The sequence below is a fragment of the Pandoraea sp. E26 genome (assembly GCF_000681415.1).
Taxonomy (GTDB): Bacteria; Pseudomonadota; Gammaproteobacteria; order Burkholderiales; family Burkholderiaceae; genus Pandoraea; species Pandoraea pnomenusa.
The window spans coordinates 309,482-322,414 of record NZ_AYXJ01000015.1 but is presented as its reverse complement, the minus strand read 5'-3'; the positions used below and the strand labels follow the sequence as shown (position 1 = coordinate 322,414).

The window sequence follows — 12,933 nt, the reverse complement described above, 5'->3', positions numbered from 1 at the left end:
CATGCCATCGACCACGCTCAGCATCGCCCTCGTCGGCAACCCCAACTGCGGCAAGACCGCACTCTTCAATCGCCTGACCGGCGCGCGCCAGAAGGTCGCCAACTATGCCGGCGTCACCGTCGAGCGCAAGGAAGGCGCGTTCGTCTCGCCCGCGGGCACGACGGTCCGCGTGCTCGACCTGCCCGGCACCTACAGCCTCTCGGCCACCAGTCTCGACGAGAAGGTCACGCACGACGTCCTGCACGGCGCCTATCCGGGCGAAGCGGTTCCCGAGGTGATCGTGTGCGTGGTCGACGCCACGAACCTGCGCCTGCATTTGCGCTTCGTGCTCGAAGTGCTGGCGCTGGGTCGCCCCACCGTACTGGCCCTGAACATGATGGACGCCGCCCGTCGACGCGGCATCGAAATCGATGTGGCCGCGCTCTCGGGCGAGTTGGGCATTCCCGTCGTGGAAACGGTGGCGATTGTCCGCACCGGCGTAGGCGCGCTGATCGAGGCGCTCGACGACTTCACCCGAGATGGCGGTACGGGCGACGCAAGCGCAAGCCGCGTTGCAACGACCGATCTCGCGGGCCGCGATCTTCACGCCGAAGTCCGTCGGATCATGGCGTCGTCGGTGAGTGCGCCCGCGATGACCGATAGCGTCGACGAACGCCTGGACCGCATCGCGCTGCATCCGGTGTTCGGCATGATCGTGCTCACTGCCGTGATGTTCCTGATATTCCAGGCGGTGTACTTCATCGGCAAACCCATGACGGATGCCATCGGCGACGGCTTCGGCTGGCTGGGCGAGCAGGTCGGCGCCGGGCTGTCCGACGGTCCGCTGCGAAGTCTGGTCGTCGACGGCCTCTTCGGTGGCCTGGGCACGGTACTCGGCTTCCTGCCCGAGATTCTGGTGCTGTTCTTCTTCATCCTCGTGCTGGAGGAATCGGGCTATCTGCCACGCGCAGCCTTCCTGCTCGATCGGATGATGGTCAAGGTCGGCCTGACCGGCCGCTCCTTCATTCCCCTGCTGTCGAGTTTCGCGTGCGCGATTCCCGGCATCATGGGCACGCGCAGCATCGCCGATCCTCGTCAACGAATCACCACGATCCTTGTCGCGCCACTGATGACCTGTTCGGCGCGTCTGCCGGTATACGCGCTGCTCATTGGCGCGTTCATTCCCGACCGGCCCGTGCTGGGCGTCTTCAAGCTGCCGGGGCTGGTGCTCTTCGCGATGTACGCCGCGGGCATCCTCGGGGCGATGGCCGTGGGATGGATCGCCCGACGCTTGCGCGGTGCACGCTCGCAGCCGGCACTGCTCATGGAACTGCCGTCGTATCGCATGCCGAAGGTCCGCAATCTGGCACTGGGTCTCTGGGAGCGCGGCTGGATCTTCGTGCGGCGCCTGACCGGGGTGATCCTCGCGCTCACGGTCCTCATGTGGTTCCTCTCGACGTTCCCGTCGCCGCCGGCGGGCGCCATCGGACCTGCCATCGACTACTCGTTCGCGGGATACATCGGCCGGGCGCTTCAGGTCATCTTCGCGCCGCTGGGCTTCAACTGGCAGATCAGCCTCTCCCTCGTTCCCGCCTTCGCGGCCCGCGAGACGGCGGTGACCGCGCTCGCGACGGTCTACGCGGTCGCCGGCGGCGCCGAGGACGCGGCCGGACTGGCGAGCGCGCTGTCGTCCAACGTTTCGGTGGCCACGGCACTGTCGCTGCTCGCATGGTTCGCCTTCGCGCCACAGTGCATGTCGACGCTCGCGATGATCCGCCGGGAAACGCAGTCCTGGCGCTACGTGATGATTTCGTTCGGCTACATGTTCGGCCTGGCCTATATCGTGTCGTTCGCCACGTATCGCCTGGCGCTTTGGCTGATCTGAGACAAGGAGCCGCCACCATGTCCCCTGCCGTTCAATATGTCGTGGTCGCCGTGATTGTCGTGGCCAGTGCGTTGTCGGTGCTGCGGCATCTGTTGCCGCGTCAGACCCGGGCGGTCGGCCGTCGACTTTTCGACGCCTTGGCGCGACGAGGCGTGCCCGTGCCGCGCAGGAGGCGGCAGGTCTCCACGCCCGCCTCCGGATGCGCGAGCGGTTGCGGCGGTTGCTCCACGTCGCAATGCGCCACGCCGGAACGGACGTCCACGGTCACGGTCACGGTGCATCGCGACATGGCAGGATGGGCGAAGGCCGAGCGAGCCGCGAATTCGGTGCGCCATCGGCCGCCCTCAGGATAAACCCGAGAGCGCGCGCCATGGAACGTCCGCCGGGCCCGGTCCGGCGGGCCTGTGCGCGAGCGCGCATTTGCGCCCGATCACACTCGGTGCAAATAAGGGTGGCGGGACGCAAATGTCTGACTACACTTCCTAAATGCATACGGCGCGCAAACACCGCACAAGACGGTGCAGGGATTTCAGAAAGTTTGTAATGCGAAGCGCGTCATGCGCAGTCAAAGTGGGGCCAGCGACTTAGCGTTGCCATTCCTTTATGGGAGGCATGTCCATGACGTGCCTGAACAAATGGATGATAGGCGCTTGCGTTGCCACGCTGAGCAGCGTGGCGATCGCTGATGGCGCCACCCCGGGGTCATCCGAACAGATGATGCTGGCCAATCTTGGCCCGGCGCCCCTGCCGATCCACGTCCCCGCCCCACCCGCGCCGGTCTCCGTCGCCGTGGTGCCGCCCGTGCCCGTCACGGTCTATCCGTTCGGGCGCGCCGGCGAAGACATCGCCGCCCGTGGCGAGCGTGTCGACGCGACCCGCTTCGCCGACGACAGCGCGCTGCTCTACACGCGCATCGAAGCGGTCAACGGTGTCATCGCGGCCCACGACAACCACCTCGCCGACTGGATCGGCTCGCCGAACGAAACCACGGCCACGCAAACGGCGCAGCATTATCTTTTCATCGGCCCATCCTCGTCGCCAACACTGTCGTTCGTGCAATGGAACAACGCCGACGACAAGCTGGGGTCCGACCCGAAGCGGGGCCTGGCACTCAAAACCGACGCCTGGACTGTCTCCGCGACCGCGCGCATACCGCTGCTCGGCCAACGCGCCATCGGCGCCACCGTGTACGTCAAACGACGGTTCTGAACACCGGCCCGCGCGCAGCGTGTGACACACAACGCATTACGCATTACGCATTACGCACCATGTATTACGACCGGGCTCAGGCCGTCGGCTTCACAGCCGTCACATCGATCTCGACGAGCCATTCCGGCCGCGCCAGGGCCTGCACGACGATGCCCGTCGACACCGGGAAAACGCCCTTGAGCCAGCGCCCCATGACGTTGTAGACCGCCTCGCGATAGCGCGGGTCCACGATATAGACCGTGACCTTGCAGATGTCGGCGAGCCGGCTGCCGCACTCGTCGAGCAGCATGGCGACGTTCGCCATTGCCTTTTCCGTTTGCGCGGTGACATCGCCGATGCCGACCGACTCGCGGGTATCGAGGTCCTGGCCGATCTGTCCGCGCAGATAGATCGTGTTGCCGGCGATGACGGCCTGGCAAAGGTCGTTGTCGAGGTTTTGCTCGGGATAGGTGTCACGGGTATTGAACTTGCGAATTCGGGTGTGCGTCATGGTGTCTCGTCAGGTTATCGGTTGAACGTCATATGTCGCGCGCTGCGGTTCAGTGCGCGAGAATCCTGGAAAGGAAACGTTTGGCGGCGGGACTCGCCGCGTCGTTGAAGAAGCTGTCGGTCGGACTGTCTTCGACGATGGCGCCGTCCTCCATGAACACGACCCGATTCGCCACGCGGCGGGCAAAGCCCATCTCGTGCGTGACGACCATCATCGTCATGCCCTCGCGGGCGAGTTCCACCATCACGTCCAGCACTTCGTTGACCATCTCCGGGTCGAGCGCCGAGGTCGGTTCGTCGAAGAGCATCGCCATCGGATCCATCGACAGCGCCCGCGCAATCGCCACGCGTTGCTGCTGGCCCCCCGAGAGCTGCCCCGGATACTTGTGGGCATGTGCCGACAGGCCGACGCGGTCGAGCAGCGCCCGCGCCTTGTCGCGGGCGGTTGCGGCCTCCCTGCCGAGCACGATCTGCTGGGCCAGCGTGAGATTGCGCGTGATGTCCAGGTGCGGGAACAACTCGAAATGCTGAAAGACCATGCCCACCTTGCGGCGCAGCTTCGGCAGATTCGTGGACGCTGCCATGAGCGACGTGCCCGCCACGACGATGTCGCCCTTCTGGATGGGCTCCAGCGCATTGACGGTCTTGATCAGCGTCGACTTGCCCGACCCGGACGGCCCGCACACCACGACGATCTCGCCTTTCGCGACCTGCGTGGAACACTGCTTGAGCACGTGATGGGTGCCGTACCACTTGTCGACGTCGCGTATCTCGATGATGGGTTGCGCGCTGCTCATTTGTCGAAGTGCCCCGCGCGAATCGACGCACCAATGAGATTGAGAATCAGTCGGCCTGCGGTGATGCAGGAGATCTGGTTCGCGTCGTCCTTGGCAGGCTGAATCTCCACGATATCCATCCCCACGACCCGCCCCTTGCGCACGAGCCCGTGAATCAGCTTGCGCGCCTGCACGAACGTCACGCCGCCCGGCGCGGGGCCGGCCACGGCGGGCATGGTCGACGGATCGAGACCGTCGGCGTCGATGGTGAGGTAGTAATTGCCGCCGTCGGGAATGCGCGCCAACACGGCGTCCATGCCGATGTCGTGCAACTCGTATGCGGTCACGATCTGTGCACCGTAAGCGCGCGCCGCGACAAGCTCCTCCGGACGACCGCTTCCCTGGGCGCGCAGACCGATCTGCACGATGCTTGCGACGTGCGCCATCTCCGAAGCGCGCCGGATCGGGCTCGACAGTCCCTCGCGCACACCATTGACTTCGTCGCGCCAGTCCAGATGCGCGTCGATGTGCACGAGCGTGATCGGCCCCTTCTGATCGAGCCCTCGCAGTACGGGTGTGGTGATGCCGTGATCGCCGCCCAGCACGATCGGCATGGCGCCACCGGCCGCGATCCGGCGCACCGCCGCCTCGGCACGCGCGTAGTGCTCGCCGGGCTGCGTCAGGTCGGGAATGATGTCGCCGCAGTCCACGAACCGAATATCGGTGCGCCCCTGCAGCAGCGGGCCGTCGATGTCGAAGTCGTAGTGCCCCGGGCGGCGCACCACGCGATCCGTCGCCTGGCGGATGGCCGACGGCGCGTTGGTCTGATCGTTGCTGAAGTCCGACGCCGCGTAGGGCGCGCCATATGGCATGCCCAGCACGGCAATGTCGGCCCTCAGGTTGTCGATATCCAGATCGAGCTCCGAGTACAGCAGTGTCGGATGGCCGGTTCGGGGTGCCACGGTATAAGTCGTCATGTCAGTGTCCTTTGGTGAAAGTCCGAGCGGTCGTCATACGTGCCGGGTACGTCGCCCGACCACGTTTTCGAGCCGCCGTCCCACGCCGGCCAGCAAGACACTGCTGGCCCAGTAGATCAACGCCGTCGTGCCGAGCACTTCGACGTAGGCGAATGTGTTTGCAGTGAGCAGATTGCTCTGGTAGGTCATCTCCGGCAGGCTCATGACCGAGAAGATCGCTGAATCCTTGAACATCATGATCACCAGGCTGGTCGTCGGCGGAATCAGAAAGCCGAACAGCTGCGGCGCGACGACATGCCGCTGCGTCTGCCAATAGGTCATGCCGAGCGAGAGCGCCGCGTGCGTCTGCCCTCGCGCCACGCTTCTCAACGCCGCGCGAAGGATTTCGCAGAAATATCCGCCGGTGTAGAACGCCGTGCAGCCCACCGCCACGGCCATGGCCGACGCGCTCACGCCCAGTTTCGGCAGACCGAAGAACGACAGGTAGACGAGGATCAGGTACGGGATATTGCGCACGAGTTCGACGTAGCCCAGCGCGATGGGACGCAGGATCGTGCGCGACTGCGCCGAATACGCGGCAACGATGCCGATCAGGATCCCCAGCGGAATGCCGATGACGCTCACGAGCGCCGTCACGCGCAGTCCTTCGAGCAGCACCGGGACCGCTTCCCTCACGATGGAAAAATCAATGGCCATGGGGCAGCATCCTCGAGACTCGGCGCTCGCATGCGCGCGAGGCGGCCGATATGCAGAACAGCGCAATGAAATACACCGCGGCGGTAATCGCGAACACCTGTAGCGGCATGTCGGTCTGCAAGGTGGCGTTGCGGGCCACGGTTGCCAGCTCGGGCACGGCGATGATCGACATCAGCGACGACGCCTTGAGCAGGATCGTGAACTCGCTGGTGAGCGGCGGAATGGCACGGTAGATGACCTGCGGCAGCAGCACGTGGCGCCAGACCTGCGTGGCGCGCATGCCCATCGCGTACGCCGCCGCACGCTGCCCGTGCGAGAGCGTGCCGAGCGCGCCGCGCAGGATCTCGACGATGTATGCGCTCGTGTTGCACGCGAGCGCCGCAATGCCGGCCGTGATCGGCGAGATCGAGATATCGAACAGCGCCGGCACCATGTAGTAGGCGATCAGCATGTGAATCAGCGCCGGCGTGCCGCGGATCAGACTCACCCACAGCACCACCACGGCACGCAGCGCCGCGATGGACGAGATGCGCATGAGCAGCAGCACGATCCCGAGCGCCAGGCCGATCGCGAATGCCGCGGCTGACGCCGCGAGCGTGATCGCCGTGCCCGATACGACGCCTTCCAGGAACGGCGCCATCACGCCTGCCATGCTGCCCATGCCGAGCCCCTCGAGCAGCGCCGCCGCTGTCAAATCGCCCCCTGCGGCAGATAGTTGTCGTGCGGCGTCTCCATCGGTGCACCGAACCACTTCGTCTGCAGTGCAGCGAGTTTGCCGCTCGCACGGAATTCGTCGAGCGAATCGTTGATGAACTTGCGGATCTCGAGATCGTTCGGATTGGCGACCCACGCAAGCAGCTTGGGCTGCCCGATCGTTCCCGCGATGCGAAAGACTTTGGGCTGCCGACGCATCTGGACGGCCGCGATGTTCGAGGGCATGAGCGCGACATCGATGGTCTTGTTCGCCAACGCGTTCGACACGTCCGGATAGGCCTGGAACAGGCGCGTACCAGCATAGCCCTTGCCCGTCTTCGCCTTGAGTTCCTTCTCGAATTCATCGGCCACCGGCTGCGACGACGAGCCCATCTGCGTGCCGATGGTCTTGCCCGCGATGTCCATGTCCTGCTTGATGGCCGCGTCGTCCGCCCGCACCATCAGCACCGAGCGCACCACGCCGACCGGCTGGCTGAACGCAAAACGCTTGGCGCGCTCGGGGGTGATACCCACACTCGTGGCCACGAAGTCGAACTTGTGGGACATGAGGCCCGGCAGCAACCCCTGGAACGGGAGGTTCATCTGTTCGAGCCGAACGCCGAGTTTGGCGGCCATCAGCTCGAGCACGTCATGTCCGTAACCCACCACCTGCCCGTTTTCCACGAATTCGAACGGCTCGTAGGCCGCCTCGGTTCCCACGACGAGCTTGCCGCGCTTCTTGATGTCGGCGAGCGTGCCGCCTTCGGCGAACGCCAGCGAGGAAACGGCCGGGAGGGCCAGTGCGGCGCCCGATACGAGCGTCGCCTTTACAAAGGATCGTCTGGAGCAGGTCTTCATCGCTTGCCTCGCGTGGAGTGGGTTTCGAGTCGTTCGGGCGCATCGGCGCGATGGGCCTCGTGAACCCAATGTATGCGGGCAAAAAGAGCATGAAAAATGATTTTTTTATTGGTATGGTTTCAAAAAACGAAACCTTTTGCGCATGCGCCGTCCGGCCGGTCCCCGGCGCCTGCCGGCCGGAGAGCGGATCGTGGCGAATCGGGAATTCAGTGAGCGCGACCTGCGCTCGTTGCGCATCTTCTGCGCCGTGGCGCAAGCGAGCGGATTCGCCGCGGCGGAAAAGCAGCTGAACATGTCCAAGGCGTCGATCAGTCGTCACATCCGGGACGTCGAGGAGACCCTGGGCGCACGTTTGTGCGAGCGAGGGCCCTCGGGATTCGTGCTCACGCATGCGGGCAAGGTCGCGCTGGAACTGGCACGCGACGCACTGAAGTCGCTGGAGCGGATTCGGCCCGAGATCGACGCCGTGCGCGGCGTGCTCTCAGGCACGCTGTCCATCGGCATGGTCGAGCACATCGTGTCGGATGTCGGCTGCCACATTCCGGAAGCGCTCGCGGAACTCAAGGCGCAGGCGCCGGACGTGAAAGTGGAACTGACCGTCATGACGTTCAACGAACTGGATCTCGCGCTGCGCGAGCGCCGCGTGCAGATCGCCATTCGTGGCATGTACCGGCGCGAGGCCGGATTTCGTTACCAGCCGCTGTTCATCGAACGTCACCAGTTGTATGTCGCGCGGCACCAACTGAAGGAGGCCGCCCGGCTGCCGCTCGTTTATCGAACGCAGCCGTTCGTGCACGAAGCGCTCAACTCGCTCGGCCTCGCACGCGGCCCCACGGCCTCGGGACTCGAAGCGGTGGCGATGCTGGTGCTGTCCGGCCATTACGTCGGTCTGTTGCCGCAGTACTACGCCGCGTCGTTCGCAAAGCGCCATGCGCTCATGCGCGTGCCCGGAGGACTGGAGTACGAAAACGCCATCAGCGCGATCACCGAAGCGTCGCGCCCGAGAACGCGAGCGCTGGATCTCTTTCTCGAGCTTCTGGCCCAGTGCCATCGACCGGTATAAATCGGCACCCCTTGTCGTGCACCCTCAGGCTCTTAGAATGGTGCATCGTCCTATCGCCCCCCCGGGAGTCGTCATGCCTTACCGTATTGCCTGCCTCGTTTCGTTCTCGCCGCTTCGCATGGGAGGCCGGGCATGACCCGGCTCCCCGCGCCCGTGCTCGATCATGTCGTCGTCAACGTCAAGGGCGACCTGGACGGCGCGCTCGACCTCTACCGCCGCCTGGGTTTCTCGCTCACCCCCCGCGGACACCACTCGCTGGGCAGCAGCAACCACCTCGCCGTTTTCGGCGAGAACTACCTCGAACTGCTCGGTTACGAAGCCGGCAAGTCGACGGCCCGCCCCGATGTGATGCAGGCACCGCTCGGCCTCACAGGGCTGTGCTTCAAGACGGACGATGTACAGCGAGTGTTCGAAACGTTACAGGCACGCGGCGTGGCCATGGAGCCGCCGTTGACGTTCTTTCGTCCCGTTGCGTTGCCCGACGGCACGACCGACGATGCCCGTTTTCGCACCGTGCGCCTGGGCATCGATCTCGTGCGCAACGGACGCGCGTTCTTCTGCCATCACCTCACGCCGGAACATGTCTGGCACGACGCGTGGCGCGAGCATCCGAATGGCGTCACCGACATCGCCGGGTACGTGTTCACGTCGCCGAATCCCGCCGTCACGGCCGCGCTTTACGATCGCGTCTTCGGTCCCGGCGTACTCGAAGCCGCCGGCACGCTCGGCTATTCGATGCGAGCCGGCCGTGCCCGCGTGCACTTCTACACCCCGGCCGAAGCCGCCGAGCGCTTCGGGAAGCTCGAGGTCACGGACGACGGCAGCGAGCGCGGTGTCGCACTGATCCTTCGCACGCGCTCTCTGGCACGCACCCGGACGACGCTGAGCGAGCGTGGCGTGCCCCACACCACACGCGATGACGGCTCGGTGCTGGTGGCCGCCGCCGACGGCTTTCATGTCGCGCTTCAGTTCGTGGAGGAACAACACGGCAGCTGAATCGGCAGGCACATGCGGTCAAAAATATTTTTGTGTTTTCCGCTTTCCGGTCGCGCTCACCGAAACAGACGCCGTGCTCGGGCGAACGCCCGCCCGGCGGGCGTCATCACCATGCTGCAACGCAACAATCCAGACGATTGTTTCTATATTCACAATAATCGATACACGTTGCGGGCATTGTCTGCCCCCGTTCCGAACCGCTATAGTGGCCCCGCCCCCGCGACGCGTCGGCGCCTGCCTCCTTCATATATGAAATGTATATATGGGCTGGATGCGGCGAACCGCCGGTGCGTCATGTTGCAAACGCAGTAATTAACGCGATGCCCCATCGCCAGTAGAAATGAGAGACACAGCGACAACCCCCGCCGGAATCGACACGCCGCCCACCCCCGAAGAAGTTCGCAAACGCGTTTTCGCGATCGTTGCGGCATCGTCCGGGAACCTGGTCGAGTGGTTCGACTTTTACATCTATGCGTTCTGCGCGATCTACTTCGCCCCCGCATTCTTCCCGAGCGCCGATCCCACGGCGCAATTGCTCAACACCGCCGGGGTGTTCGCCGCCGGCTTCCTGATGCGCCCCATCGGCGGCTGGCTCTTCGGCCGTATCGCGGATCGCAACGGCCGCAAGAACTCGATGGTCATCTCCGTGATGATGATGTGCTTCGGCTCGCTGCTGATCGCGGCATTGCCGACGTACGCCAGCATCGGCACCTGGGCGCCCGCGCTGCTGCTGCTCGCACGCTTGCTGCAAGGCTTGTCGGTGGGCGGCGAGTATGGCACCACGGCCACGTACATGAGCGAAGTGGCGCTCAAGGGCCGCCGCGGCTTCTTCTCCTCGTTCCAGTACGTGACGCTCATCGGCGGACAGTTGCTTGCCGTGCTCGTGGTCGTGATTCTTCAGCAATTGCTGTCCGACGCCGAGCTCAGGGCCTGGGGCTGGCGCATTCCGTTCGTGGTCGGCGCGGTCACGGCCGTCGTGGCGCTGATGCTGCGTCGCACGCTGCATGAGACGTCGACGAATGCGAGCCGCAGCAACAGCGAGGCGGGCACGCTCGCGGGTCTGTTCCGTCATCACAAGGCGGCGTTCTTCACGGTGCTCGGCTACACCGCGGGCGGTTCGCTGATCTTCTACACGTTCACGACCTACATGCAGAAGTATCTGGTGAACACGGCCGGCATGCCGATCAAGACGGCCAGCTACGTGATGACCGGCTGCCTGTTCGTCTACATGTGCATGCAGCCGATTTTCGGCATGCTCTCGGACAGGATCGGTCGCCGCAACAACATGCTGTTGTTCGGCGCGCTCGGCGCCATCGCCACGGTACCGATCCTGACCGCGCTCAAGACCGTGCAAAGCCCGACCGCCGCATTCCTGTTGATCTGCCTGGCGCTGGCGATCGTGAGTTTCTACACGTCGATCAGCGGTATCGTGAAGGCCGAGATGTTCCCGATCGAAGTGCGCGCGCTCGGTGTGGGCCTGGCCTACGCGGTCGCCAATGCCATCTTCGGCGGCTCGGCGGAATACGTGGCCCTCGGCCTCAAGAAGGCCGGGATGGAGCCGACGTTCTACTGGTACGTCACCGGCATGATGATCGTGGCGTTCCTCGTGAGCCTGCGCCTGCCGCGTCAGGCGAAGTACCTTCACCACGAGCACTGATCGTATCGGCCGGTGCGAGCACTCGCCGCACCGGCCTTGCGCTCGCAGGCTCGCTGGTCGTGTCAGGCATCGTCGCCTGACGCCTGTCGCGCGCTCTGCCAGATGGCGTCGAGCACGTTGTGCGGCTGGTGAGCGCGGCGGTAAAGCGCGATGTCGAACCCGATCTGCCAATCCTTGCCGCCGACGATGGCCAGTGTGCCACGTGCGACATCGTCGGCCACCAGACGCTGAGGCAACCACGCAATGCCGGTGCCCCGACGTGCCATTGCCAGAATCGCCTCGTAGGAATCCGCCTGGTACACGGGCTTGAGCATCGGGCGGTTCGGCATCTCCGCGAGGTGGCGGGCCAGTACGGCGCGCAGCGTGAGCGTGCGCGTGAACGCCAGCCACGGAATCGGCGCCGGGCCACCCGTCAGACGGTATCTGGCGCGCCCTTTGGCGTCCAGGGCGCTGACCGGCACCAGCACTTCACGCGCCACGCTGAGCCAGTCGAACCGCTCCTGATCGATGAGCAGTCGCGTGTGCGCACTCGAATACACGATCAGCAGATCCACTTCTCCCGCCGCCAGTCGAAGAATCGCCTCTTCCGCCCCGCTCGTGGACAGCGTGGCGCTGAAGAAGCCGACGCGCGCGACCATCTGGTCGTACCAATCGGGGAAGAATGTCGCGGCGAGCGTGCGCCCGGTGGCGATTTTCAGATTGTTTTCCAGCGTGGGCGCGGCGTCCTGCAACTGGGTGCGAGCGCTGTGAAGAATATCGAGCGCGTTGGTCGCGGCGTCGAGAAATACGGTGCCCGCCGCCGTGAGTTCCAGCGGCTTGCTGCGCTCGACCAGCCGGGTGCCCACCCATTCTTCCAGCGCGCGGATGCGACGCCCGAAAGCCGGATGCGTGACGAAGCGGTTCTCCGCCGCACGCGTGAAGCTGCGCGTGCGCGCGAGTTCGACGAAGTCTTCCAGCCATCGCAGTTGCATGCCGTGTCCTCACGCGATCGTCATGGCGTCGTCTTTCCCTCGCCCCGACCGAGCCTCATGCCTTGGAGAGCGACTTGAGTGCGTGCTTGATGCCCTCCGACACGCCCGTGCCTTCAGGCACGGACTTGACGGCGGCAAGCGCTTCCTTGTCGGAATAGCCTAGTGCGAGCAACGCGTTGACGACATCGCTCTTGTGATCGTGCGGCGTTGCGACGCCGGCCACGGTGCCCAACTGCGCCCCGAGCTTTCCCTTGAGTTCGAGAAGCAGCCGTTCGGCCGTTTTCTTGCCGATGCCGGGGATTTTGGTCAAACGCCCCGATTCCTGCAGCGTCACGGCCTGTGCGATGTCCGCAACGCTCATGCCCGAGAGGATCGCCAGCGCGGTGCGCGCGCCGACGCCCGAGATCTTGAGCAGCTCGCGAAACGTGTTGCGCTCGTCGGGCGAGCCGAAGCCGAACAGCAGTTGGGCGTCCTCGCGCACGATGAACTGGGTGAGCAGCGTGACGCGCTCGCCAACGTTCGGCAAATTGAAGAAGGTGCTCATCGGCACCGATATTTCGTAGCCCACGCCCTGGCAATCGACCAGGATGTGCGGCGGATTCTTTTCCAGCAGCGTGCCGGAGATGCGGCCAATCATTGACGCCCCGAGAGAGTGACTTCGACAGGCGGCAAGTGTAGCAAACG

The 12,933-nt window shown here is 64.8% G+C and carries 14 protein-coding genes; 6 read left to right on the top strand and 8 right to left on the bottom strand.

What is annotated here, in order from left to right:
* Position 1 precedes the first annotated feature (1 nt).
* The 3 genes from W930_RS0112405 (at position 2) to W930_RS0112395 (ending at position 3,073) form a co-directional block, all read left to right on the top strand.
* A complete protein-coding gene (locus W930_RS0112405) occupies positions 2-1,864 on the top strand; it encodes a ferrous iron transporter B (protein ID WP_023873050.1) in 1,863 nt (620 codons plus the stop codon).
* A 17-nt stretch (positions 1,865-1,881) separates the two neighbouring features.
* Positions 1,882-2,217: a DUF6587 family protein gene (locus W930_RS30100; protein ID WP_145929423.1), complete on the top strand. Its 336-nt coding sequence runs from the start codon at positions 1,882-1,884 to the stop codon at positions 2,215-2,217.
* Between the two features lie 265 nt (positions 2,218-2,482).
* Entirely contained in the window at positions 2,483-3,073 is a 591-nt protein-coding gene (locus W930_RS0112395; RefSeq protein ID WP_025249861.1) for a hypothetical protein, read from the top strand.
* A gap of 76 nt (positions 3,074-3,149) precedes the next feature.
* Here the strand turns inward: W930_RS0112395 and W930_RS0112390 are convergent, their stop codons facing one another.
* The 6 genes from W930_RS0112390 to W930_RS0112365 are packed head-to-tail and all read right to left on the bottom strand — an operon-like array spanning position 3,150 to position 7,562.
* Positions 3,150-3,563 carry a RidA family protein gene (locus W930_RS0112390; protein ID WP_023597657.1) on the bottom strand — a complete coding sequence of 138 codons (414 nt, stop codon included), beginning with the start codon at positions 3,561-3,563 and terminating at the stop codon, positions 3,150-3,152.
* A gap of 49 nt (positions 3,564-3,612) precedes the next feature.
* A complete protein-coding gene (locus W930_RS0112385; protein WP_023873047.1) occupies positions 3,613-4,341 on the bottom strand; it encodes an amino acid ABC transporter ATP-binding protein in 729 nt (242 codons plus the stop codon).
* 14 nt (positions 4,342-4,355) lie between these two features.
* Positions 4,356-5,315 (bottom strand): agmatinase, encoded by a 960-nt coding sequence (locus W930_RS0112380; RefSeq protein WP_023873045.1) that lies wholly within the window; start codon positions 5,313-5,315, stop codon positions 4,356-4,358.
* Between the two features lie 33 nt (positions 5,316-5,348).
* On the bottom strand, positions 5,349-6,011 hold the full coding sequence (locus W930_RS0112375; protein ID WP_023873044.1) for an amino acid ABC transporter permease: 663 nt from the start codon (positions 6,009-6,011) through the stop codon (positions 5,349-5,351).
* A complete protein-coding gene (locus W930_RS0112370) occupies positions 6,001-6,672 on the bottom strand; it encodes an amino acid ABC transporter permease (protein ID WP_036641394.1) in 672 nt (223 codons plus the stop codon). Before W930_RS0112370 ends, W930_RS0112375 begins: the two co-directional genes overlap by 11 nt.
* 29 nt (positions 6,673-6,701) lie before the next feature.
* Positions 6,702-7,562 carry a transporter substrate-binding domain-containing protein gene (locus tag W930_RS0112365; RefSeq protein ID WP_023873041.1) on the bottom strand — a complete coding sequence of 287 codons (861 nt, stop codon included), beginning with the start codon at positions 7,560-7,562 and terminating at the stop codon, positions 6,702-6,704.
* 190 nt (positions 7,563-7,752) lie between these two features.
* On the opposite strand from W930_RS0112365, the gene W930_RS0112360 reads away from it, so the two are divergent.
* The 3 genes from W930_RS0112360 (at position 7,753) to W930_RS0112350 (ending at position 11,278) form a co-directional block, all read left to right on the top strand.
* Positions 7,753-8,625 carry a LysR family transcriptional regulator gene (locus tag W930_RS0112360; protein WP_023873040.1) on the top strand — a complete coding sequence of 291 codons (873 nt, stop codon included), beginning with the start codon at positions 7,753-7,755 and terminating at the stop codon, positions 8,623-8,625.
* 132 nt (positions 8,626-8,757) lie between these two features.
* Entirely contained in the window at positions 8,758-9,621 is an 864-nt protein-coding gene (locus tag W930_RS0112355) for a VOC family protein (RefSeq protein ID WP_023873039.1), read from the top strand.
* 340 nt (positions 9,622-9,961) lie between these two features.
* Complete coding sequence (locus tag W930_RS0112350) at positions 9,962-11,278, top strand: MFS family transporter (protein WP_023597665.1); 1,317 nt, start codon at positions 9,962-9,964, stop codon at positions 11,276-11,278.
* 62 nt (positions 11,279-11,340) lie between these two features.
* Here the strand turns inward: W930_RS0112350 and W930_RS0112345 are convergent, their stop codons facing one another.
* A complete protein-coding gene (locus tag W930_RS0112345) occupies positions 11,341-12,249 on the bottom strand; it encodes a LysR family transcriptional regulator (protein ID WP_023597666.1) in 909 nt (302 codons plus the stop codon).
* 55 nt (positions 12,250-12,304) lie between these two features.
* Positions 12,305-12,886, bottom strand: a complete 582-nt coding sequence (gene ruvA / locus W930_RS0112340) for a Holliday junction branch migration protein RuvA (RefSeq protein WP_023597667.1) — start codon at positions 12,884-12,886, stop codon at positions 12,305-12,307.
* Positions 12,887-12,933 lie beyond the last annotated feature (47 nt).

Coding starts and splice junctions, on each gene's coding strand:
- W930_RS0112405 (WP_023873050.1), top strand. CDS start 2: ATGCCATCGACCACGCTCAGCATCGCCCTCGTCGGCAACCCCAACTGC.
- W930_RS30100 (WP_145929423.1), top strand. CDS start 1,882: ATGTCCCCTGCCGTTCAATATGTCGTGGTCGCCGTGATTGTCGTGGCC.
- W930_RS0112395 (WP_025249861.1), top strand. CDS start 2,483: ATGACGTGCCTGAACAAATGGATGATAGGCGCTTGCGTTGCCACGCTG.
- W930_RS0112390 (WP_023597657.1), bottom strand. CDS start 3,563: ATGACGCACACCCGAATTCGCAAGTTCAATACCCGTGACACCTATCCC.
- W930_RS0112380 (WP_023873045.1), bottom strand. CDS start 5,315: ATGACGACTTATACCGTGGCACCCCGAACCGGCCATCCGACACTGCTG.
- W930_RS0112375 (WP_023873044.1), bottom strand. CDS start 6,011: ATGGCCATTGATTTTTCCATCGTGAGGGAAGCGGTCCCGGTGCTGCTC.
- W930_RS0112370 (WP_036641394.1), bottom strand. CDS start 6,672: ATGGGCAGCATGGCAGGCGTGATGGCGCCGTTCCTGGAAGGCGTCGTA.
- W930_RS0112365 (WP_023873041.1), bottom strand. CDS start 7,562: ATGAAGACCTGCTCCAGACGATCCTTTGTAAAGGCGACGCTCGTATCG.
- W930_RS0112355 (WP_023873039.1), top strand. CDS start 8,758: ATGACCCGGCTCCCCGCGCCCGTGCTCGATCATGTCGTCGTCAACGTC.
- W930_RS0112350 (WP_023597665.1), top strand. CDS start 9,962: ATGAGAGACACAGCGACAACCCCCGCCGGAATCGACACGCCGCCCACC.
- W930_RS0112345 (WP_023597666.1), bottom strand. CDS start 12,249: ATGCAACTGCGATGGCTGGAAGACTTCGTCGAACTCGCGCGCACGCGC.
- ruvA (WP_023597667.1), bottom strand. CDS start 12,886: ATGATTGGCCGCATCTCCGGCACGCTGCTGGAAAAGAATCCGCCGCAC.